Origin of the sequence: uncultured Paraglaciecola sp., assembly GCF_943787955.1 — a bacterium.
In the GTDB taxonomy this organism is placed as follows: Bacteria; Pseudomonadota; Gammaproteobacteria; order Enterobacterales; family Alteromonadaceae; genus Paraglaciecola.
Window position 1 is genome coordinate 157,025 of the sequence record NZ_CALSOK010000002.1, and the last position, 24,561, is coordinate 181,585.

Consider the following 24,561-nt stretch of genomic DNA (forward strand, 5'->3'; position numbering starts at 1 on the left):
GCATTGTCAAAAACTGCCATACTTAACGCTATTTATAATGCTAGACAACCTTTGAACCAATTTATGAATAATAATTCAAATTAATGCCTAGTCAGCCTGTTTACGTAAAAATGCTGGAATATCCAAGTATTCCAAATCATTTCCCTGTATTACTTTTTCTTCGCTAGCTACCGTTTTTGAGGTTTCTGGCATCACGCTCGCACTTGGCATTACTTGTGATCCATTAGCCTGCAATTTGAACTCATTACTGTCAGCAATGGCTTTACTCGCTCTATTAGATACCAATGAAATATCTGGTTTCTTTTCAGCGCCAATACCCGTTGCCACAACTGTAACGCGCAACTCGTCAGACATATCCATATCGATTACGGTACCCACTACCACTGTGGCATTTTCGGATGCAAATGCTTTAACAGCGTTACCCACAGTTTCAAATTCATCTATAGAAAAATCAGGGCCAGCAGTAATATTGACCAAAATACCTCTAGCACCAGACAAATCGATATCTTCTAAAAGCGGACAAGCAATGGCACTTTCTGAGGCCTCTTCTGCACGGTCTTCACCGGATGCACTTCCATGTCCCATCATTGCGGTACCCATTTCAGACATAACGGTTCTTACATCGGCAAAATCCACGTTAATTAGACCAGGACGTGTAATAAGTTCTGCAATACCTTGTACAGCACCACTTAAAATATCGTTTGCAGCACTAAAAGCTTTAAGTAATGGTGTACCTTTACCCATCACCTTGAGTAACTTTTCGTTAGGAATGGTGATCAATGAATCAACGTATTTAGATAACTCGTCGATGCCTTGCTCAGCAAAATCTGTGCGTTTCTTTCCTTCAAACGGGAAAGGTTTAGTGACAACAGCCACTGTCAAAATACCCAACTCTTTTGCTACTTTGGATACTTCTGGCGCCGCACCCGTACCTGTCCCCCCTCCCATGCCGGCAGTAATAAATACCATATCTGCGCCTTCTAAAGCTTGCCGTATGGTTTCTCTGTCTTCTTCTGCAGCTTGGCGACCGATATTAGGATTCGCACCTGCACCTAAACCTTTGGTAACGCTTGAACCAATTTGCAGCGTCACATTTGCAGAGGAACTGCGCAGCACCTGAGCATCAGTATTGATGGCAATAAACTCCACACCTTCAATATTCTGTGCCACCATATGCTCTATTGCATTACCGCCACCGCCACCAACGCCAATGACCTTAATTACAGCTTCTTCGCTATGACTATCCATTAACTCAAACATTTTTACTCTCCGGTTTGTAAATAGAAACAGTCAGGAGTTCATCCTTGCCTGCTGTCCAACTTTATTATTTAAAATTTATTTTCAAAAGAAAAAATCTTAAAACTCACCTTTAAACCAACTTTGAATTCGTTGCCACACGCCTTCACTTACCTTGTTTTTCATAGCAAGCTGGCCAATGACATGCTCTTTTCCGTATTGCAATAGGCCTACAACTGTAGCAAATTTTGCATCTTCAACATATTCAGATAACCCTTTCATTCCTATGGGTTTACCTACACGAACTGGCATTTGAAAAATTTCTTCAGCAAATTCAACTGCGCCTTCCATTTTTGCCGTCCCACCTGTTAACACTATGCCAGCAGCAATTTGTTCTTCTAATCCACTGACACGGATTTCATCATGTACCAATTCAAACAATTCTTGATAACGTGGCTCAATTACCTCTGCTAATGTATGTCTTGACATAGCTCTTGATGGCCTACCACCCACACTGTGTACTTCGATATTTTCTTCCATACTGACCATATCTTTTAAGGCACAAGCATGTTTAATTTTTATCTCTTCTGCATGACTAATTGGTGTACGGAATATCTTTGCTATATCACTGGTAATTTGGTTACCCGCAGCAGGGATAACAGCAGTATGTCTTATAGCCCCATCTGTGTAGATCACCATATCAATGGTACCGCCACCGATATCTACCACACACACACCTAATTCTTTTTCATCGTCCGTTAATACAGCATAACTAGAAGCCAAAGCCGAAAAAATCAGTTGGTCAGCCGTTAATTCACAGCGCTCAACACACTTGACCAAATTTTTAGCCATGTCGTCAGCACAGGTGATAATATGCGCTTGCGCTTCCATCCTAACACCTGACATACCGATAGGATTTTTAATGCCTTCTTGTACGTCGATAGTAAATTCTTGAGGTAATACATGTAACAGCCGACGTTCCGCAGCAATAGGTACAGAGCGTGCAGCGTGGATCACATTGTCTACATCTTCCTGGGTCACTTCCTGGTTATTAATCGGTACCATGCCACTTTCGTTTTGGCATTTAACATGGCGTCCCGAAATCGCCATAAACACTGAAGAAACGCTACAGTCTGCCATCAGTTCCATTTCATGCACAGCACGTTTCACTGATTGCACCACAAGATTAAGGTCGTTTACTCCACCCTTATCCATACCTTTAGACGCATGACTACCTAAGCCCACAATGCTAATAGAGTTGTCGTTTAATAACTCACCCACTATGGCTTTAACATTACTGGTGCCTATATCTAAGCCAACAATTAGCTTTCTTTCTGTACCCTTAGACATATTTTCCAACTTTCAAACTCATCACACTCATCACACTCACGTTAATTTAATCGCTTATTATCTGGTTTTTATGTTACTTAAATTTATATATGCACATTTATACTATTTTCTTGGAGGGTTTCCAGCCTACGGCTAAGCCAGTATCATATCGCAAGTCAACATAATCCACTTGTCTGTTTTGTTGTGAAATAAGTGGTAATAAATCCACAAATCGCTGTAACCGATTAATAAATTTAGTCCGCCCTAAATTCAATTTAATGCCATTATTTAATGCCACATTCCAAGCAAAACGCTCGCTTAAAAACATTTCCACTATATACAAATTAGACGTTTCTAATAACGACTGCATATTACGGTAACCCTGCAGTGCTGTTTGTTCACTTCCACCCGGACCATATAAATTAGGCAGTCTTATTTTCAAACTCAGATCGGCACGGCTAATTTGTGCATCAAATACGTCACCATATTGATTAAGCAACATATCGTCGTTCCAAATAGCAAAAGGCTGTTGCTCAACTACAAAAATTTCTAAGCCACTAGGCCAACGTTTTCGAACTGATGCGCGATATACCCAAGCCATAGCCTCAACTGCTTGATGGGTTTGATTAACATCTAACTCAAAAAAACTCCCAGGTTGTGTTCTTTTTATCAACATTTTTATATTTTTATCATCGATAAAAGTGAGTTCACCTGAAACCACAATATTCTGCACTGGGGCTTGTTGCTCATCTTCAAGCCATTTATTAAGTTCGACTAAAGCAAAAACGAATAACCCCAACAAACTAATAAAAAACGTCAATCCCATACATAAATGAGGGTTTTTGTGAAGCATTTTCATAACAGGTAATTGGCTCATCAAGTCACCTCACAACATCAGCTGTTGCAAGCACAGACACAGACAACTCAGCAAAACTTAGCCCTGCCTTTTTAGCGGCCATTGGCAGTAAACTTTTTTCAGTCATACCTGGCACTGTGTTCGCTTCTAACAAATAAAAGCGACCTAGCTTATCTTGCATAAAATCTACACGCCCCCAACCTGAACCGGCCAATGCATCAAATGCTTCAAGCGCTAATTCACCCAGCATAGTTTCTAACGCATCGTTCAAGCCACTTGGGCAACTATATACTGTGCTATCCGCTTGATATTTTGCGGTATAATCATAAAAAACACGGGGAGTGGACATACTAATAGAGGGCAAAGCTTTGCCATTAAGTATGCTAACGGTATATTCAGAACCATGAATGAATTGCTCAATCAAGACCTTATCATCGTATTTAAACGCGTCTTGAATGGCTATTTCTAGTTGTAGAGCACTATTCACTTTTGCCATACCTATGCTAGACCCTTCCTGCGCAGGTTTGACCATTACCTCATCCCCCAGCTCAGCTAGTATAGCCTCGCATGATCCTGCATCAAAGCTTCTTTTATCAGCTATTTTATAATTGGCTGTAGGCAGTCCTAAACTCTGCCAAATCTGCTTACTACGAATTTTATCCATACTCAACGCAGACCCCAACACACCGCTCCCTGAATAAGGTAAATTTAGAAGCTGCAATGCCCCTTGAAGTGAACCATCCTCACCTCCTCGACCATGTAACATGATCAAGACACGCTCAAACTTTTCAACCAACAACTGCGTTAAAGGCTGTTCAGCAGGATCAAAAGCGTGGGCATCAATACCCATATCAAGCAACCCACACAATACGGCTTTTCCTGAATTCAGAGACACCTCTCTTTCAGCCGAGGCACCGCCAAACATTACGGCGACTTTTCCATAATCATTAGAGTTTGTGGATATTAACTGCTGCTCTCTCACGGCTGTAACCCTTTGTTTAATATTGTGGGTTCTAATTTACTTGTTTGTAAAAACTTGGCGATTTGCCCTATGTTGCCAGCACCTTGAGTCAAAACAACATCTTGATCGTTTAAGCTTTCAGATAGTAATTTAGGTAGTTCAGTAATATCCGACACATAAATGGGCTCGAGTTGACCTCGCTGACGAATAGAACGACACAACGAACGGCTATCCGCACCATCTATTGCGTCTTCACCTGCGGAATAGACCTCAAGTAACAGTAACACATCTACCTGCGACAGCACTTTGACAAAGTCTTCATACAAGTCTCGCGTTCGAGTAAAACGGTGAGGCTGATAGGCCATAACTAAACGCCTATTTGGCCAGTTATTCCTAGCTACGGCGATAGTGGCTGCAACTTCTGTAGGATGATGTCCGTAGTCATCTATCAAAATAGCTTGACCTTTTGACGTGGCATAGTCACCCAAAAACTCAAAGCGCCTGCCAATACCTGAAAATTCAGCCAACGCCTTGACTATATATGTATCTTGAAGTCCCTCATCACTTGCCACTGCAATAGCAGCCAAAGAATTTAGCACATTATGCTGCCCAGGAAGATTAACGGTGATGGCCAGTGATGGTAAGTTTTCACGTAACACATCAAAGGAACTTTTATTAAAGCCTAATTGAATATTTACGGCACGCACATCGGCTTGCTCAGACACACCATAGGTAAGGTATTTGCGGCCAATCCTTGGTAACAACTTTTGGATAACCGGATCATCAATACACAACACAGCTAAACCGTAGAAAGGCAAGTTATGCAAAAAATCAATATAGGTGTCCTGCATCTTCTGAAAATCACCCTGATAGGTTTCCATATGATCTGCTTCGATGTTTGTCACAACAGAGACCATAGGCTGCAGATGCACAAAAGATGCGTCGCTTTCATCAGCTTCGGCAATGAGATATTGACTATCACCTAATCTGGCATTGGTCCCGGCGCTATTTAACAGCCCCCCAATCACAAAAGTAGGATCGAGGTTAGCCTCAGCAAAAATAGTTGAAATCAAGCTAGTTGTAGTCGTTTTTCCGTGAGTCCCAGCAATAGCAATTCCATAGCGAAAGCGCATCAATTCAGCTAACATTTCTGCTCGGCGTATCACTGGAATACGTTTTTCAATAGCAGCGCTTATTTCAGGATTTATATTGTCAATTGCGCTCGACACTACCACCACGTTCGCTAGCGCTATATTACTAGCAAGATGGCCAAAATAAATAATCGCGCCTAAATTTTGTAATCTTTGGGTCATACCATTGGCTTGGCGATCAGATCCGGAAATATTGTAACCTTCATTGAGTAATACTTCTGCGATGCCGCCCATACCCGCACCACCAATACCCACAAAATGAATATGCTTAATCCTACGCATCTCAGGCACATGGTAATGGGCTGGGGTTTTTCTCGTCATTCTTCTCGCTCGCTTAATCGAATACAGTAATGTGCGACTGTCTTAGCTGCATCTAAACAGGCAACAGTCTTAGCGCGTTTTCCCATCTCTATAAGTGTATTTGGTGACTGCACATATTTTTCTAGCAAGGTGCATAACTTCTGAGCCGTTAGCTCACTTTGAGGTAACAACTCAGCTGCTTGTAACTCGACTAAAGTTTGCGCATTTTTTGTTTGATGATCGTCTACCGCATGGGGCAAGGGCACAAATATTGCCGGTACCCCCGCGGCAGAAACTTCAGCTACAGTTAAAGCACCTGCTCGGCAAATAACCAAGTCAGCCCAAGCATATGCTGCAGGAATATCATCAATAAACTCGGTGATTTGATACAAATTTTGTTCAATAGTTTGCTGGGTGTAGGCCTCTTGTACTTTTGCTAAATGCTCTGCACCGGTTTGATGACGTACATTTATCTGTTTAATATTAGCCAGCGACAAAGGCACCGTTTCATTTAACACTTGCGCGCCCAAGCTACCACCAACTACAAGCAGATTAAGAGGTAAATCAATGCTATTTTTTTCAGGAAGATTAGCAAACTCATTGCGTACAGGGTTGCCAACCCAAGAATATTTACAATTTTCGTTTAACTTTTGCTCTGGGAAAGTCTTATCAAACCCTGTAAGCACTTTATTTGCGATCCGCGACAACAGTTTATTTGTTACTCCGGGCACCGCATTTTGTTCATGTAATATCAAAGGTAATCGATTCAACCATGTGGCCACACCGCCCGGCCCACTTGCGAATCCTCCCATACCAATCACTACATGGGGTTTAAATTTTTTAATCACCTTGTGGGCTTGAATTATTGCTTTAATTATTTTAAAAGGTGCCAGAAACAAGGTGAATATGCCATTTTTACGTACACCTACTACGTCAATAAAACTGATTGGATAACCGGCTTGAGGGACTATTTGAGCTTCCATTCGACCAGCGGTCCCCAGCCAATGAATTTGCCAGTTTTGAGTAACCATTTCAGAAGCGACGGCTAAACCAGGAAAAACATGTCCACCCGTTCCGCCAGCCATGATCAGTAAGCGTTTAGTCATTGAGCCCCCCAACTGTAGCACTGGCAGAAGGTTCTATTTGTACTTCATCCACTACGTCCTCGATAACACTGGTGACTTCTTGCTTAGCTTTTCTGATTAAGGTTCTTTTTCTGCCTTTAAGCGCGCCTGATTTATTGATCGCTTGAATACCATCTACACGCATTTCAAAATCGATGCGCACTAAAATGGCTACCGCTACAGACATGATTATTAAACTTGAGCCACCGTAACTGAGTAAAGGAAAAGTTAATCCTTTAGTGGGTAAAATACCTGCACTGGCCCCCACATTGACAGCCGTTTGTAAGCTTAACCATATACCAATTGAATAAGCTAAATAAGCATCAAAAGGGCGTTCTTTACGTAACGCTAAATTCCCCATTACCATGGCTTTCATCACAATAACTAGCATGATAAGCAAGACCGTCGAAACCCCTGAGAAACCTAACTCTTCAGCTAAAATGGCCATTATAAAATCAGTATGAGCTTCAGGTAGGTATTCGAGTTTTTGTAAACTATTACCTAAACCTTGACCAAACACATCGCCACGGCCGTATGCCATCAATGATTGAGTCAGCTGATAACCGCTACCAAAGGGGTCGGCCCATGGATCTAGGAAAGAAGTGATACGCCGGACTCTATATTCTTCAAAAACGATGAGCAACACCACTGCCAAAGTACCAGCAATGGCCAAGCTGAAAAACTGCCAAAGTTTAGCCCCTGCCAAAAACAGCAGGCCAATAGTAGTAAACAACATGACCACTACGGTACCAAGGTCTGGTTGTAGTAGAAGTAATAAAGCGAGGGCAAAAAACACCACTAAAGGTTTGATAAATCCTTTTATATTATCCGTTACTTCCTCGTGCCGGCGCACTAGATATCCGGCTAAGTAACAAAAGAAAAACAACTTAGCCGGTTCTGCAGCTTGAATAGTGATTGGCCCAACGACCAACCAGCGTGTGCTACCATTAACGCTTCGACCTATTGCTAATACAGCAAGCAATAAGACCACCGCCAAGAGCAATAACCAAACATTACTCATGCGCCACCAACGCATGGGTATTTGCATAACAACCATGGCTGAAATCATTGCCAAAACAACATAAATAGCATGGCGAATAGCAAAGTGAAACGGATTACCATACAGTCTATCCGCAACCGGCATTGAAGCTGAAGTCACTACTACCAATCCTATTGATAATAAAGCAATCGCCAAAAGTATTAGTGAATAGTCATATTGCTGAATTTCAGCTTTAATAGGGGGTTGTGTTTCATCATGCTTAGACATAAATATTTGTCTAAGCGAGCTAACTTTATTTTCAGTGATTGTGCTCATGCTGCTAGCGCCTGCACAGCTTGAGCAAAAACATCGCCCCGCTGTTGATAATTAGTAAACATATCTAAACTGGCGCAAGCTGGTGAGAGCATCACAATATCACCTGGTTCGCTGTGTTTAGCTGCCACCAGAACGGCATCTTGGATGGTCTGTACTTTTACATTATTTGGGTGCAAACTCGCAATTTTATCACCGTCCTTTCCAAGAGTTATCAGCAAACCAACAGATTGAGTAAAACACTCGGCCATTATAGAAAAGTCAGCCCCTTTTCCTTCACCACCTGCAATCAGTATCAACTTGCCTGTAAGATTACTTACCAGACCATTAATAGCAGCCAAAGTCGCCCCAACATTGGTCGCTTTAGAATCATTGATCCAGCGCACACTATTAAACATAGATACGGTTTGGCACCTATGAGGTAAACCGCCAAATTGTTGAGCGCCTTGTCGTATACTCTTATCGTCTATGCCGAATACAGAAGCCAAAGCAGCAGCAGCTTGAATGTTTAACATGTTATGGGCGCCTACCAATAAACAATCCTTGCTGCTTAGGTAAGTGTTGCCGTTAAACAAAATGCAGGCTTCGTCATTATTCCAAGAAAACCCTTCTCTACTTTCAGACAATCCATAACTTAAGCTCGCCTTTGTATTTATCGGGCAAGACAAATCATCATCTCTATTACACACAATAAATTTGGAGTGTTTATATATGCTGAGTTTAATTTGCTGATAATTCACCAAGTCACTATGGCGGTCTAAGTGATCCTCAGTAATATTTAATACCGTCGCCACTATTGGTATTAAAGAATAGGTAGTTTCTAGTTGAAAGCTCGACAATTCGAGCACAATGACATCGGCCGATTGATTCAATAAATCCAACGCGGGCACACCAATATTCCCGCCCATCAATACCTTTTTACCTGCAGCTTTGCACATATCAGCCACTAGGTGGGTAACAGTCGATTTACCATTTGAGCCAGTAATAGCTATTACAGGACAGGTATTAAACTGTGCAAATAACTCAATATCCCCTATGACACGCACACCCGATTCAATAGCTTGTTGAATTGCAGGGGTATTTAGGTCAACTCCTGGGCTCAGCACTATTAAGTCAGCTTGACATAACTTGCGTGTATCAAACACGCCTAAAAACAGGGGGACTTCTAAACTAAGTGTTAATTCACTGCGGCTATCCATGGCAATCACATTGGCACTTTTAGTTAATAAAAACCGTACGCAAGATAAGCCCGTAAGACCCATACCCACTACAACGATATTTTTATTAGCTAAGGTAAATTTTTTCACTTTTTATTTATTCTTCCTTTAACGCAATTTCAAGGTCGCTAATCCCACCAGCACTAACATCAAAGAAATAATCCAAAAACGCACAATAACGCGCGGCTCAGGCCAACCTTTTAATTCATAGTGGTGATGTATTGGCGCCATTCTAAAAATACGTTTGCCACGTAATTTAAATGACCCGACTTGCAAAATAACGGACAACGTTTCGACCACAAAAATACCGCCCATAATAAACAAAACGATTTCTTGGCGAACTAACACCGCGAGTACACCCAATGTTCCACCTAATGCCAAAGAGCCAACATCGCCCATAAATACTTGAGCCGGATAAGTGTTAAACCACAAAAATCCTAAACCAGCGCCGACTATAGCAGTGCACACAATGACTAACTCACTGGTAAGTGGCAGATAAGGTATATGTAAATAAGTAGAGAAATTGATGTTGCCTGTCACATAAGCAAATATGGCAAAAGCGCCTGCAACTAAAACAACGGGGACAATTGCAAGCCCATCTAAACCGTCAGTCAAGTTCACTGCGTTACTTGTGCCAACAATGACAAAGTATGTCACCACCATAAATAACATGCCCATTTGCGGCATAACGTCTTTAAAAAATGGGACTAACAAAGCTGTTTCAGCTGGATTTTGTTGACTAGAATATAAATAAAACGCGACAGCAAGGGCAATCACAGACTGCCAAAGATACTTCCAGCGAGCGATTAAACCTTTGGCGTCTTTACGAATAACTTTACGGTAATCATCAACAAAGCCAATCGCCCCAAAACTCACCAAAACAAACAAGGTGACCCACACATACCTATTGCTCAAATCTGCCCACAACAGAACGCTCAACAGAATAGCCGCCAAAATCAACAGCCCCCCCATTGTGGGAGTACCTGATTTCGCCAAATGGGATTCTGGACCATCATCCCGTATAGTTTGGCCAATTTGCATGCGCTGCAACCAACGGATCATTTTAGGCCCAATAATCACAGCAATAAACAATGCGGTTAGGGTACTTAAGATAGCGCGCAAGGTTAAATACGAAAATACTCGAAAGCTCGTATCAAATTGCTGTATCCAATCGGCTAGCCAAATCAGCATGCAATTTGCTCCCTAAACCGTTCAAGCTTTCCCAATGGGGAGTCCTCCAGCGCTTTAACAACTAATTCCATTCTTGCACTACGAGAACCTTTAACCAAAATACTGACATCATGTTTTTCTGGTAATATTTGTTGGTTGATAAATTCAACCATCTGCACTAAACAACTAAAATGGCGCCCCTTATCAGTGAACACCGCGCTCGCACTTTGACTTAACACACCCAAGGTATAAAGATGATCTATACCTTTTTGCTTGGCATATTCACCTACCTGTTCATGGTAATAGCGCGCTTTTTCACCCAATTCTGCCATATCGCCAAGTACCAGTATTTTTCTTCCCGCAAAGCTAGACAATAACTCGATTGCAGCATTCACTGAGCCTACATTTGCATTGTAGGTGTCATCCAAAATTTTCACTTGATTAGTCAGTTGTTTGACGTGCAAACGTCCCGCAACATGAGGCATAGACATCAAACCATTGCGAACATCGTCTAAAGTCGCTCCCACGTGCAAAGCCAACGCAGCAGAAACCAAAGCATTACTTACATTATGTTGACCTGGCAAAGATAGACTAATAGCTGCACGCCCTATCGGCGTGACTAATTCAAATTGGGCACAGCCGTTCATACCAAGAATAATATCTTGTGCATACACATCTGCTTGTTTTTTAGCAGAGAAGGTTTGCACGTTATTGTGCTTCAGTTTATTTATCCAATAATCAGTAAACTGACTATCTGCATTGACTACCGCTAAACCTTTGTTCTTAGATAAACCTTTAAATATTTCACTTTTTGCTCGTGCTACCCCGAGCAAATTCCCAAAACCTTCTAAGTGAGCAGCGGCGGCATTCACAATAGTGGCTACATCAGGCTTAACCAAATTAGTGGTATAGGCAATTTCACCTAAATGATTGGCACCCATCTCAATTACCGCAAACTCATGTCGTTGCTCTAATCTAAGCAACGTCATTGGCACACCTAAGTCATTATTAAAATTACCTTTAGTTGCCAGCACTTTCCCTCGACGCGATAAGATGGCAGCAACCATTTCCTTAACCGTTGTTTTACCGCTGCTACCAGTTATACCGACTGTTTTGGGAGCAACTTTCGCCTTTACCGCCGCCCCTAATAAGCCCAATGCCTGCGTGGTATCTTCAACCAAAACGTAAGGAAGCTGGGTTTCAACTTTACGTGATAAAATCAACGCAATTGCACCTTTTTCTTCAGCTTGTTGCACAAACTTATGCCCATCAAAATGTGGGCCTTCTAGTGCCAAAAACAAATCAGTAGGTAAAATACTTCTGGTATCGGTGCTGACACCTTCGATTATCACATCCTGCTTTTGCTGAGCTATTAATTGCCCATTAACCTGTTCTGCCACCCAAGATAGTGAAACCGGGATCATACTGTTTTCCCCTCTTGAAAAAGTGCAACAAACTGACGTTCATCATATACCAGTGTTTGATTACCTATAATTTGATAATTTTCATGGCCTTTACCCGCGACTAAAATAATGTCCCCCGCAGAAGCCTGCTTTGCAGCCGCTTTGATCGCAGTTTTACGGTCATGTTCTACGGAAACTTTTTCTGGATTTATACAGCCTTCTAAGATGTCTTGAATAATGTCTTTCGGGTTTTCACTGCGCACATTGTCATCAGTTAAGATAACTTGGTCGGACAACCTTTCAGCAATTTCGCCCATCAAAGAACGTTTACCTGCATCACGATCGCCACCACAACCAAATACACAGAATAATTTTCCATGACAATGTTGTTTTGCAGCTAACAAAGCTTTTTCGAGGGCATCTGGCGTGTGGGCATAATCCACGACTATTGTTGCATGGTTTTGACGGCTATGAAGCTCCATTCTTCCGGCAACAGGTTTAAGCTTCTGTACGATATAAGCAATCTGTTTTAGGCTTTTACCCAGACATAATTGACTGCAGATAGCAGCTAAAACATTAGCTACGTTAAATTCAGCTAATAGCAATAATCGTAGTTCACATTCCCCCCAAGAGGATTGTATGGATAAAGCTATTCCATCCGCGTTATAGCGTATATTATTTGCCACACAGTATTGATACTCGACGGGCATCTCAGAGGCACTAATATTCTGCCCATAAAGTACAACAGAGGTTGTCTTGGGTATATTTACCAACCAGTTTTTATGCTCAGGATCATTGACATTTATTATTGCGTAAGCCAATTCGGGCTGGGACAACAAAAGCCTTTTCGCCAACCCGTATTCGGTCATTGACCTATGGTAGTCAAGATGATCACGGCTTAGATTGGTAAAAATAGCAATGTCGGTTTTAACAGCTTTGATACGATTTTGTACTAATGCATGTGACGACGCTTCCAGTGCAACTTGAAATGCACCTTCGTCAACAAATTTAGCCAATAAACGTTGCATACTGATAGCATCTGGCGTGGTGTTAACGCTGTTTTGTAAAGCTTGTGTGTTACCAGTCGGTGAATACATGCCTGTACCTAACGTGCCGATAGAAGCTGCTCTTTCCCCCATCAAATGGGCTAACTGGCTAGTTAACTGCACGGTAGAAGTTTTACCATTTGTACCAGTGACTGCGATTACAGACATTGAATCAGCTGGAAACTGATAAAAACACCCAGCTAATTCTGAAAGCTTTTCCGATAGTTGATAAAAATGCACAATGACACTTTGTTCACGCATTTCAACATGACCATGTCTCGCTATGTCGTCACATTGCGCCACGATCACTTTAGCGCCTAAACTGACCGCTTGAGGAATAAAGTCACGGCCATCCAATATGTGTCCATCAATGGCAATAAATGCTTTATGAATTGCGACATCTCTGCTGTCTAAGACTAAATCGCTGATCATAATGTCTGGTGCATTAATGTTGAAATTAGCCAACAACGGCTTGATACTTTGATCAAACGCCTGAAGAAATTGCTTATTAATACTTACCATATCAGCCTGCATTTAGAGTCTCCAAATTAGTTTTAACAGGAGTTACGGCTAATGATGATACGGTTTTATCATCCGGTGGTACGTTCAACATCTGTAAACTGGCGGCCATAATCTTGGCAAATACCGGGGCTGCAGTTAGCCCTGCATAATAGAGTTCACCTTTAGGCTCATTAATTAAAATGACCACCGCCAACCGAGGATCTGAAACAGGTGCAACGCCTGCAAAGATGTTCACATATTCATCACCGTAACCATTGACATTTGCCTTACGACTGGTGCCGGTTTTACCTGCTACACGATACCCTGGCACACTGGCCTTTTCTGCAGAGCCACCCTCTTGCAATACACTTTCCATCATGTGTAATACTTGTTTCGTAGAATGCTCACTAAGAACTCTTTCGCTCGCAACAGGCGCATCAGGTTTTACGATGCTAAGTGGACGTTTGACGCCGCCATCACCTAAAATGCTATACATTTTCGCAAGCTGCAAAGCTGTAACTGATATACCGTAACCGAAAGAGAGAGTAGATAATTCGAAGTCAGACCAACGGTTTCTATTATTAAAAATACCGCTGCTTTCCCCAAGTAAATTGGCGCCACTATCGCTCATTAAGCCAATGTTGTAGTACATATCTAGCAAAAATTCTTTAGGTACCGACAGAGCCAATTTTGAGGTCCCCATATTGCTGGACTTTCGAATAACTTCGGTCAAATCAATTTCACCATAATTTCTAGGATCTCTGACAATGTTACCACCTAGATGCATCCACCCAGGTGAGGTATCAATCAAAGAATCTGCTTGTGCAGTTCCAAATTCTAATGCGCTCAATACTGCCAGAGGCTTAACTGATGAACCGGGTTCGTATGCATCGGTCACTGCGCGATTACGAATTCTGTGTGCAGACACTCCCGTTCTGTTATTCGGGTTATAAGAAGGACTATTAACTAGGGCAAGAATTTCACCCGTTTTAACCGCCACGACCACAGCCGAGCCAGATGTCGCGTTGTAATATTGAACCGCCTGTTTTAATTCTTTATATGCTAAAGCTTGAATACGTTGATCAATGGTTAATTGAATATTTTGCGGCTTTTCACCTTTTTCAGATGCAATTAGCTCGACCATTCGGCCTTTTGCATCACTGCGAATTTTGCGTGAGCCTTGGGCACCTGCCAACCATTTATTGTATAACTTTTCGACTCCTTCTATGCCGGCATCATCAACATTAGTAAAACCAACTACGTGTGCTGATACTTCGCCACTTGGGTAATAACGTCTTGATTCATCACGTAAATATATTCCAGCTATCTTGAGTTTTTCAACATATTCAGCCATTGCAGGGGAAACTTGACGCTGCAGGTACACAAAACGCTTTTCTGAATGTCTAACTTTTTCTTTTAGCTCATCTATATTTTGCCCTAATACTTCAGCCAACGCCTGCCAACGCTTATTATTCTGATTCTGCTTAGCCATCAAATCGAAACCAGGTTCTTCCTTAGCTTTTTCCTCAGTTTCTTGTGTTGATTGTGCAATTGCTTTGGGATCGGCCCAGATTGCTCGAACTGGCACGCTGACCGCCAACTGCTGACCATTTCGGTCAACAATCAAACCTCTATGCAAAGGATTAACACGGGTTCGTAAAGTGCGATTATCACCACGTTGTATTAATAAATCTGGTGAGACAACTTGTATATACGCTGCACGAATACTCAAACCAACAAACACCAATACAATCACTGCAACCACGACAATAAAACGCCAATGTAATAGACTTGGCGCACTATTCACTTTTGCTTGATTGGTTCTGCTTTTGTTTGTTGAATGAGTGCTGCCTCGGTTCATTTTATCCTCACTACCACTTCTTCACTGGGTAAGGAACGATGCATGTTGAGCTGACTTGTAACCAGCGCCTCAATTCGGTTATGTTCAGTTAGAGCACTTTGCTCAAGCACTAAATTACGCCACTCCACATCTAGCTGATCTTTCTCTTGCATCAAGCGTTCGATGGCTATGGACATTTGTCTGTTATGGTGCGCACTGAGTATCACTAACCCCGCGCTAACTAAGAGTGCTAGAAACAACAAAACCCGCACTGGATGGCGGGTTAAATCAGCAGCTATAAAACTGAATAGATTAAAGTTCGTATTGGGGGCACTCATAACTTTTCGGCCACCCTTAACACCGAACTTCGCGCTCGAACATTTCGTTTTAATTCATCAGCCGATGGTTTAATTGCTTTGCCTATAGGTTTCATCGCTTTCGCTGCATCTATTTTTGACTGCATAATAGGCATGCCATGAGGTACATTCAAACCGCGACTTTGCTCGCGTATAAAACGTTTTACCAAGCGGTCTTCCAAAGAATGAAAACTGATAACTGTTAAACGTCCTTGTGGTGCTAAAGTAGACAAAGCCGCTTTTAGGCCAGTTTTGATTTCGTCCAACTCGCTGTTGACATAGATACGTATTGCTTGGAAGCTTCGGGTAGCAGGATGCTTGTGTTTGTCTTTCACCGGCACAGCCAAATCAATAATCTGAGCCAATTGCGCAGTATCGGTGATAGGCGCAATTTGACGTGCATTCACAATACCGTGAGCAATACGTTTACCAAACTTTTCTTCACCAAACTCTTTAATCACTTGGGTGATATCTTGCTCTTCAGCAACAGCTAACCAATCTGCAGCACTTATACCTCTGGTAATGTCCATTCGCATATCTAGAGGGCCATTACGCATAAAACTAAATCCGCGTTCAGCATCATCTAGCTGGGGTGAAGACACACCGAGATCCATTAAGATGCCGTCAATTTTACCAATTAAACCCAGCTCTTCGGCTACGGCTTGTAATTCAGAAAATGGCCGATGATGAATAGAAAAACGCAAGTCGCCTGCTAAGGATTTTGCCGCGTCAATGGCACTAAGATCCCGATCGATAGCAATTAGCTGCCCCCTAGGTGATAAGGCTTTTAATATTTGACTAGAGTGACCGCCGCGTCCAAACGTGGCATCCATGTAGATACCATCAGGCTTAATAGCTAAGCCGTCGATAGACTCCTGCAGTAACACAGACAGATGTGAAAAATCGTTTTCCATTAAAGTGAGAAATCCTGAAGTCGCTCAGTCAATTCAAAGTTAGCTTCTTGTTCAGTGGCTATATCTAAATTGATTTGTTGCTGCCATACTTCCACATCCCAGATTTCAAACTTATTGAATTGGCCCACTAACATAATCTGTTTATCCAACTTGGCATGCTGACGCAAAGGTGCGCCTAATAAAAACCGCCCATTTTTATCCATATCTCCTTCACTGGCATACCCCAACAATAATCGCTGCATTCTACGTTCGTGTTGATTCATACTCGAGAGACGGCTTAATTTAAGTTCAATTTCTTCCCATTCGGGAAGCGGGTAAAGCAGCAAACAAGGTTGTTGCGTGTCGATAGTACACACCAGTTGTCCCTGACAATCATCAAGCAAAGACTGCCTATACCTTGTTGGTATAGTCACCCGACCTTTAACATCTAGGTTGATTGCATTAGCGCCGCGGAACATAATTCCCCTAACCTTTTTTATTTTTATCTATCGAAAATTAACTAGTAAACACAACACTTCACAAAATCTGCTCTTATTTTTTTATGCTATTTTGGGATTATCTAACCCGTCAGATCCACTTTATGCCACTTTTACCCACAAGTGACAGTTTAGGTACCACCTGTCGTTCATGTCAAGGACTAAAAGTTGCAATTTGATCGGTTTGTCAGGGTTGTCATCACTGGTTTTATAGAAGTGTTTGAATTAGCGGTAAAAACCAGCAGGTTAGCGCAACTTGATAACAGCAGAAATAATAGGCTTACCGTTTTTTAATAGGAGGTCGTATGGGTTTAGAAGGGCAATGAATACAAACAAACATAGCATGGAAAATTGGTTATGTTCTCTGCATAAAAATATTATACTCGCCACACATTGTTAAGAGGATGTTATCTAATCATTAAACATCTGAAATAATTAAAATTATTGTCTATCTACCCAAAGGAATATCACATGCCGCTAGCAAACTGCATTTTGTCTATCGACCAAGGTACCACCTCTAGCAGAGCCATCGTTTTTGCCCCAGATTCGAGTATTGTTGCTTCAGCCCAGCAAGAATTTCCCCAACATTATCCCAATGATGGATGGGTGGAACATGATCCAGAAGATATTTGGACCACAACCGTCAATGTATGTGAGCAGGCGATTGCCCAAGCCACAAAAAAAGGAGCCGTTGTTGTCGCTATAGGTGTCACTAACCAAAGAGAAACCACTTTGGTATGGGATAAAAAGACCGGCAAGCCCATTTACAATGCCATTGTATGGCAGGACAGACGCACGGCTTCGCAATGCAGAGAACTACAAAATGCTGGCTATTTACCAGCGGTTCAAGAACGTACAGGTTTATTGCTCGACCCATATTTTTCAGCTTCAAAAGTCGCTTGGATCTTGGATAATGTTGAGGGTGCAAGGCAAAGGGCCAACGCCAACGAGTTGGCTTTTGGCACAGTAGACAGTTTTCTCATTTGGCGCTTAACAGGTGGAAAAATCCATGCCACTGATGTTACTAATGCCAGTCGCACCAATTTATTCAATATCCATAACTTGTGTTGGGATGATACGTTGCTCGACATTTTTGATGTGCCCAAATTGATGTTACCCGAAGTGAAGGAATGCGCTGATGATTTTGGGCACACTACAGAAGGACTATTTAGTTATTCGATTCCAATCGCAGGAGTAGCCGGTGACCAACAAGCAGCCAGTATTGGCCAATGTTGTTTTCATCAGGGCGACATCAAAAGTACCTATGGCACAGGTTGTTTTGTGTTGTTAAATACCGGCGAAAAAGCGCATGTATCCAAAAACAAACTACTCACCACTGTGGCTTACACTATTAAAGGTCAAACTCACTATGCATCAGAGGGCTCAATATTTATTGCCGGTGCAGCCGTACAATGGCTCAGAGATGGCTTAAAAATTATTGAAAGTGCATCTGAAACAGAAGCCATGGCCAAAAGTATCCCCGATGATCATGGCGTATTCTTGGTACCCGCTTTTGCAGGGTTAGGCACCCCCTACTGGGCACCTGATGCCAGAGGTGCCATCTTTGGTTTAACCCGTGCCACGAGCAGTGCACACCTAGCCCGAGCGGCACTTGAGTCTGTCTGTTTGCAAACCTCGGATTTACTTACAGCCATGAGTGAAGATGGCATCAGACCACAAAAATTAAGAGTCGATGGCGGCATGGTAGCCAATAGCTGGGTTTGTCAGTTTTTGGCCGGTGTACTCAATGTAACAGTAGAACGCCCTAAAGTTATGGAAACCACAGCATTAGGCGCGGCTTATTTAGCCGGTTTACAAGTGGGAATTTACCAATCGACCGACGAGTTGGCGAGCATGAACCAAATCGATAGCCGCTTTAAACCAAGTATGGATGCTACAAAACGTGAAAAGTTGCTGAAAGGCTGGTCAAGTGCCATTCAAAGCACCTTAAGTTTTAAAGCATGATAAACCAATCGACCTTTGGCAAAATGCCAGATGGCACAATAGTTAAACAGTTTTGCTTAACCAATAACCATAATGTCAGTATCGAGATCCTCAACCTTGGTGGGATTATTCGCCGCTGGTTGATACCCAAAAATAAAATTGAACACACCGATATTGTTTTAGGCTTTGATACAGTGGGTGACTACTTGTCTGACGACAGCTATGCAGGCGCGTTAGTAGGCAGGTATGCAAACCGTATTAACAAAGGAAAATTTAGCTTAGCAGGTATCAAACATCAAACAAATATCAACCAAAATGAAAATTGTCTTCATGGTGGTAGCCAAGGATTCAATAGCAAAGTGTGGCAGAGCACAGTGTTATCTAGCGGCGATAACCCATCCATTATGTTGGAGCTAACCAGCCCTGATGGCGATCAAGGTTTTCCTAGCAAATTAATAGCTAAGGTAGTTTATACCTTAACTGAGCATAATCGTCTAAAAATAGAATACTTTGCCACGGGTGAACAAAATACGGTATATAATCCTACCAATCACAGTTATTTTAATTTGTTAGGCCATAACAGCGGCTCAGTCAAATCCCATCAAGTTCAAATATTAGCCAGTCACTATACGCCAACAGACAACCAGGCCATCCCTACTGGTGAGATTACTGAGGTGGATAATACCCCTTTTGATTTTAGGTCGCTGACCACGATCGGACAGGCTCTAAATTCAGATCATCAACAAATTGAATATGGCAATGGTTTAGATCACAACTTATGCTTGGACTTATTCACTTCAAAAGCCAAAACGGTTACCTATGCAGGAAAAGCATTAGTCAAAGGGTCCGGGATCGAGCTCAAGATCTACACTACTATGCCTGGTATTCAAATCTTCACAGCCAATCATTTCTCAAATAAAGCTGGAAAAGAAGGCGCGAGTTACCAAGCTAATCAAGGGGTGTGTTTTGAAACCCAATTTTACCCAGACACGCCTAACCAACTGAGCTTCCCCAGCGCTATATTAGAAGCAGGTAAAGAGTTTTATTCTGTGACTGAATATGAAGTGTTATATAAAGAACATTCACTTTAGATGTTTTTTGTCTGTTACTAATAATGCAAAAAGCCCGTTACAATAAATTTGTAACGGGCTTTCGTATCACACTAATCTAGGTTTCTTTTTAGAGGGTTAGTTCGCTTTTGGTGTTGCTTCTGCAGCCACTTCCCCAGAGGGCTCTTCTGGTTGCAGTTGTAAAGCTCTGACAGGGTTTTCACCGCTTTGAGTAAGCTGAACTAAACGGTTCAATTGTCCAAGAGACAACATTACCGCATATATTGCACCTAAATAACCGAGTTTATGTAAATTATCGATGGTGGCAGCATCTAAGGCTTGTAACCGCTTTTCGCTGATAGTTTGCATACCGTTGATGTTACGTTGTTGGCCGTCAACATATTGCGCACGGATAACAATTGATTCAAATAAATCCAATTCTTCAACTTTCTTAACAAATTCCCGTGTAGCCATTTCGCTGTTAGCTAATTCTGATAGTAATTTTTGACGATTATCTAAGAAAGGGCTAGGTGCGTCTTCTGTGAAAAGTGGCTCACCCTCTTGACCAACTAAATCAGAGCTTTCATCGATAAACACACCTAACTTGTCACCATCTGGGCGCACATCAAAAGGGTAACGTTGAATATTAAGGGGCACAACATGACCAGACCATTTTCCGCCTTGCATAAACAAATTAACACTTTGCTCAATACCTAACATCGCAACACTGTGGGTAGTGTCGCTTTTAGGATCTTTGATGAAGATGATTGGCATACAACTGGCAATTTGAGCGTATTCACGGATTGATGCAGCTGCTAAATGTGTATCTTTAGTATGGGCATAATCACCGTTAAGTTTTACATGTAAGTCTTTATGTTTATTTTTATCTAGGGGGATATAATTCATAGTCATTAAAATGTTCTCTAATTATTTTTGATAAGGCGGTTTATAAGCCGTCCAGATCTCATTTGTGTGCGATTTAATTTGGGGATCATTATAACTTTTACAAGCTATAAAAAACAGAAATGTAATTTATTTGTAACTATTTAGTTTTAGTCTCATGTTTTGCTGTCGTAAAAATAAGACTCTGATTATTGTGAGAAAGGCTAGTTTTGTGCACAAAAAGCAAATGCCAAGAAAATCAGACATTGAAATGCTTTGTAAAAAAACACAAATCATTATTAAGAATGACTGTATAGAGACAAGTTATTGGCCTCGGTTTTGTTTAAACAGTCGCATATCTATATCATCAAAAATAGCTAACAAACATCAGCTCACTGCCTCAATATATTCTTGTAACTTAGCATCCGCCTCGTCACCAAACAATATCTCACAGGCTTCTTTCAAGCCAGGAGCAGATAGGATGTCTTGTTGTCTGACGACTAATGATATCTTCGAGCGGCGACGTAAAAAGTCCTCTAATTTAGTCACCATTTCGCGCTCTGCAGCATGCTCAATTTCTACCCGCAAGTATTCTGACGTTTCGATTAACAATTCAGCTTTTTCTGGGCTTTCACGGATTTTTTCTAACATATTAATAGCGTTACGCCCGTACCTTCGCCAGAATCTTTTAGTCAAAGGCTCTGAGGAGGTGGCAGGCGTTAATGCATCAAAGTCCATAAGCTCAGCACGATGAAAAAACTCGTCTCGCACCGTATCATCTGGCTCACCGTACCATTTGTAATTTGCATAAGGCAGGGTAATGCCCAGTTCTTTAACCAAACCAGCGACCTCGTCGCCAACGTTGATACAATCAGTAAGTTTTCCGCCAAAGATGGATAGATATTTGTCAACTTTATTGGTATCGACAGCATGTTTACGGGACAATTGCACCCAGTCTGCAACCCCCCCTTTATCTTTTATAGCAAGAGGACGCACCCCACAGCGTTCGGCGATGATATCGGCTTGCGTCAATGGTTTGGGTAAATCTAAAAGTTTATTCACATTATCTAAAACAAATTGCCGGTCTTCGTCTGTCACAGTTGCATGAGGATCTTCGACTTGAGTATCAGTTGTGCCAATGCAGGTTTTGGGACCCATAGGGATCACAAAAAATAAACGCCCATCATCAGCAAAAAAAGTGAGGACTTTATTGCTATCAGTGATTTTATCAACAATCAGGTGTATGCCTTTTGAAAATAAATGATGATGCTCCGTTGTCTGCTGATTCACTTGATTCATAGGATCAACAAAAGGGCCTGCTGAGTTGATAATCACCTTAGAGCGAATTTCGAATGCCTCACCACTGATCACATCTTTGGCTTGGGTTTTCCATTGTCCATCGATTTTTTCAGAGCCATTTGCTTGTACATAATTAGCGGCAATACAACCATAGCTCATACTCGAGCGAATAAAATTAAACACAAAGCGTGCATCGTTATCGTGTAAAAATGCATCCGAGTATTCAAAGCCACCATTGAGATTTTCAGTGTTCACCACATTTTCAAGTGTCTTAATTTTAGCGGCGGATAAATACTGCGGGCTTTGAGTGAAAAAACGTCCCATCAACCAATAAACAAGCGTACCCATAAACACAAATAAGGATGGGAAACGAAAACCTTTTTGAATACTAGTAAAGAAACGAATTTCTTTTACAGTAGATGGATAACTGCGCATCAGATGATTGCGGCTTTTGCACAATTTATTGACTAGTCCATATTCATGACTTTCTAAATATTTTATCCCGCCCCAAGCCAGATTGGACGAGTTAGAACTAGTAAAGCCAGCAAAATCACCTTTATCAATCAAGGCGACTTTTGCTCCTTTTGCTGCCAGTGCCGCTGCGGATACCGCCCCATTAATGCCACCTCCGATGATCAATACATCGAAGATTTTTTCTGGCAATTTTTGAATATTAGTCTTTCTAAGATTATGCACACTGTTTCCGTTTATTTTACGATTCTTGAATTAATCCGTCGTCGCTACCCCACGCAAGTTCAGCATTTTGTTTATAGAATACTTTGTTAATTAACAACGCCATGCTCACACAAGAAATCAGGGTGATAAACATCAAATGGATATAGTGCAAACCAAAGGGAGCATGGAAAGGTGAAAATTCGAATGATAAGAAACCGTATAAAAACACTCCAAAGATGACTGCAACAATACCCGCATTGGCATGTACGTTTCTAAACACTAAACCGACTATAAATATTGATAAAATCGGCATGCTGAATAAACCCCAAAGCTGTTGCAATAGATTAATGATGCTGTCTGCTTGCGCATAAACAGGCACCAACAATAAGGCGATCACCGTTAAGCTTACTGTGATCCAAGCACTTAACTTGGACACATTTTTTGGGTGGCCAATGTAGGGTTCGTGAAGGTCACAGACATACAGCGCCGTGGCCGAATTCAAATTACTGTTAAAAGTCGATAATACTGCTGCTGCCATTGCGGCAGCAAATATGCCAGACATCCAAGTAGGTAGAAGATCACCCACTATTTTTCCGTATGCAGCATCGCCAATATCGCCGTATAACTGAAAGGAAACAATACCTGGAATAACCACAATAGCAGGTACAATAAGAAGACGTATTCCAACCGCTGCAAACACACCCTTCTGCGCTTCTTTTAAAGAAGGCGCTGCCATTGCGCGCTGGGTGATAACCTGATTGGTTCCCCAGTAAAACATTTGAATAAAGATCATACCTGTTAACAAGGTGTGCCAAGGAATGGGGGATTCGTTGTCACCAATCAAAGTAAGTCTGTCAGCTGGTATACTAGAAAAGTCATAATTAACGGCATTAAGCGCCAGAAACACGATGACGATGGCCATTGTTAATAGCAACACACCTGAATAGGTATCTGACACAGCAACCGCCCGCAAACCACCAAAAATTGCATACATCGCACCTAAAGTGGCAAACGCCACAGCTATGTACATTAACGGTATATCCAAATCAAACATGGTTTTCATAAACAAAGAGCCAGAATAAATGACCGCAGGGCAAAATATCAAAGCGCTACTCAAGAAAAACAGCGCACCGATCACAGCACGGATATTTTTATTTTGATAACGTTTTTCTAATAATTCTGTGGTAGTAGTGCATTGATACTTATAATACAAGGGCAAAAAACACCTTGGCTAAAATCATCAACCCTACTAAAGCAGCAAACTCCCACCAGGCAAGTAACGCCATTTGTGTACCATTTGTGCCAACCAATTGATCGGTACTTAAATTAGTCAAGGTTATTGAGCCGGCTATGAAATACCATTTCAAGCCACCACCTGCCAGAAATAACTCCTTATTTTGCTGACCTTCGGTCGCATTTTGTAAACGACCTTTACCCTTGCACTGTATGTAGGTTAATAAACCAATAAGTGCGGTAACAACTGCAAATATCGACACTTGGATCATGGTTTCTGACATATT

General features: G+C 41.7%; 19 protein-coding genes and 1 pseudogene. 2 read left to right on the forward strand and 18 right to left on the reverse strand.

Features of this window, described 5'->3' with window-relative positions; translation table 11 throughout:
* Positions 1-87: 87 nt before the first annotated feature.
* From ftsZ to mraZ, 15 genes are all read right to left on the reverse strand, one after another.
* A complete protein-coding gene (gene ftsZ / locus Q0Y52_RS01380; protein ID WP_297817015.1) occupies positions 88-1,260 on the reverse strand; it encodes a cell division protein FtsZ in 1,173 nt (390 codons plus the stop codon).
* 96 nt (positions 1,261-1,356) lie between these two features.
* Positions 1,357-2,586 carry a cell division protein FtsA gene (gene ftsA, locus Q0Y52_RS01385; RefSeq protein ID WP_297817017.1) on the reverse strand — a complete coding sequence of 410 codons (1,230 nt, stop codon included), beginning with the start codon at positions 2,584-2,586 and terminating at the stop codon, positions 1,357-1,359.
* Positions 2,587-2,683: 97 nt separating this feature from the next.
* Positions 2,684-3,442: a cell division protein FtsQ/DivIB gene (locus Q0Y52_RS01390; protein WP_297817021.1), complete on the reverse strand. Its 759-nt coding sequence runs from the start codon at positions 3,440-3,442 to the stop codon at positions 2,684-2,686.
* Between the two features lie 4 nt (positions 3,443-3,446).
* The gene (locus Q0Y52_RS01395) at positions 3,447-4,403 is read right to left on the reverse strand and encodes a D-alanine--D-alanine ligase (protein WP_297817023.1); all 957 of its coding nucleotides are present in this window, start codon (positions 4,401-4,403) and stop codon (positions 3,447-3,449) included.
* Positions 4,400-5,854 (reverse strand): UDP-N-acetylmuramate--L-alanine ligase, encoded by a 1,455-nt coding sequence (murC, locus tag Q0Y52_RS01400; protein WP_297817026.1) that lies wholly within the window; start codon positions 5,852-5,854, stop codon positions 4,400-4,402. Before murC ends, Q0Y52_RS01395 begins: the two co-directional genes overlap by 4 nt.
* Positions 5,851-6,939, reverse strand: a complete 1,089-nt coding sequence (gene murG / locus Q0Y52_RS01405; RefSeq protein WP_297817029.1) for an undecaprenyldiphospho-muramoylpentapeptide beta-N-acetylglucosaminyltransferase — start codon at positions 6,937-6,939, stop codon at positions 5,851-5,853. The genes murC and murG overlap by 4 nt, the downstream gene beginning before the upstream one ends.
* A complete protein-coding gene (gene ftsW / locus Q0Y52_RS01410) occupies positions 6,932-8,272 on the reverse strand; it encodes a cell division protein FtsW (RefSeq protein WP_297817031.1) in 1,341 nt (446 codons plus the stop codon). The genes murG and ftsW overlap by 8 nt, the downstream gene beginning before the upstream one ends.
* On the reverse strand, positions 8,269-9,576 hold the full coding sequence (gene murD / locus Q0Y52_RS01415) for a UDP-N-acetylmuramoyl-L-alanine--D-glutamate ligase (protein ID WP_297817034.1): 1,308 nt from the start codon (positions 9,574-9,576) through the stop codon (positions 8,269-8,271). Before murD ends, ftsW begins: the two co-directional genes overlap by 4 nt.
* Before the next feature lie 18 nt (positions 9,577-9,594).
* Positions 9,595-10,677 (reverse strand): phospho-N-acetylmuramoyl-pentapeptide-transferase, encoded by a 1,083-nt coding sequence (gene mraY, locus Q0Y52_RS01420; protein ID WP_297817037.1) that lies wholly within the window; start codon positions 10,675-10,677, stop codon positions 9,595-9,597.
* Positions 10,671-12,080, reverse strand: a complete 1,410-nt coding sequence (gene murF, locus Q0Y52_RS01425; protein WP_297817039.1) for a UDP-N-acetylmuramoyl-tripeptide--D-alanyl-D-alanine ligase — start codon at positions 12,078-12,080, stop codon at positions 10,671-10,673. Before murF ends, mraY begins: the two co-directional genes overlap by 7 nt.
* On the reverse strand, positions 12,077-13,639 hold the full coding sequence (gene murE / locus Q0Y52_RS01430; RefSeq protein WP_297817043.1) for a UDP-N-acetylmuramoyl-L-alanyl-D-glutamate--2,6-diaminopimelate ligase: 1,563 nt from the start codon (positions 13,637-13,639) through the stop codon (positions 12,077-12,079). Before murE ends, murF begins: the two co-directional genes overlap by 4 nt.
* Entirely contained in the window at positions 13,629-15,467 is a 1,839-nt protein-coding gene (locus tag Q0Y52_RS01435) for a penicillin-binding transpeptidase domain-containing protein (RefSeq protein ID WP_297817045.1), read from the reverse strand. The genes murE and Q0Y52_RS01435 overlap by 11 nt, the downstream gene beginning before the upstream one ends.
* Entirely contained in the window at positions 15,464-15,784 is a 321-nt protein-coding gene (ftsL, locus tag Q0Y52_RS01440; protein ID WP_297817047.1) for a cell division protein FtsL, read from the reverse strand. Before ftsL ends, Q0Y52_RS01435 begins: the two co-directional genes overlap by 4 nt.
* Positions 15,781-16,716: a 16S rRNA (cytosine(1402)-N(4))-methyltransferase RsmH gene (gene rsmH / locus Q0Y52_RS01445; protein WP_297817050.1), complete on the reverse strand. Its 936-nt coding sequence runs from the start codon at positions 16,714-16,716 to the stop codon at positions 15,781-15,783. The genes ftsL and rsmH overlap by 4 nt, the downstream gene beginning before the upstream one ends.
* Positions 16,716-17,174, reverse strand: a complete 459-nt coding sequence (gene mraZ, locus Q0Y52_RS01450; RefSeq protein ID WP_297817053.1) for a division/cell wall cluster transcriptional repressor MraZ — start codon at positions 17,172-17,174, stop codon at positions 16,716-16,718. The genes rsmH and mraZ overlap by 1 nt, the downstream gene beginning before the upstream one ends.
* A gap of 489 nt (positions 17,175-17,663) precedes the next feature.
* On the opposite strand from mraZ, the gene glpK reads away from it, so the two are divergent.
* Together glpK and Q0Y52_RS01460 are read left to right on the forward strand one after the other, a co-directional pair.
* On the forward strand, positions 17,664-19,157 hold the full coding sequence (gene glpK, locus Q0Y52_RS01455; protein ID WP_297817055.1) for a glycerol kinase GlpK: 1,494 nt from the start codon (positions 17,664-17,666) through the stop codon (positions 19,155-19,157).
* Positions 19,154-20,227, forward strand: coding sequence for an aldose epimerase family protein (locus tag Q0Y52_RS01460; RefSeq protein ID WP_297817058.1), 1,074 nt, complete (start codon positions 19,154-19,156; stop codon positions 20,225-20,227). Before glpK ends, Q0Y52_RS01460 begins: the two co-directional genes overlap by 4 nt.
* A 96-nt stretch (positions 20,228-20,323) precedes the next feature.
* On the opposite strand, the gene Q0Y52_RS01465 is transcribed toward Q0Y52_RS01460, so the two are convergent.
* The 3 genes and pseudogenes from Q0Y52_RS01465 to Q0Y52_RS01475 form a co-directional block, all read right to left on the reverse strand.
* Positions 20,324-21,097, reverse strand: a complete 774-nt coding sequence (locus Q0Y52_RS01465; protein ID WP_297817061.1) for a SapC family protein — start codon at positions 21,095-21,097, stop codon at positions 20,324-20,326.
* Positions 21,098-21,454: 357 nt separating this feature from the next.
* Entirely contained in the window at positions 21,455-23,062 is a 1,608-nt protein-coding gene (locus Q0Y52_RS01470; RefSeq protein WP_297817064.1) for an FAD-dependent oxidoreductase, read from the reverse strand.
* A gap of 16 nt (positions 23,063-23,078) precedes the next feature.
* Positions 23,079-24,558, reverse strand: a pseudogene (locus Q0Y52_RS01475) (SLC5 family protein).
* Positions 24,559-24,561: the final 3 nt, after the last annotated feature.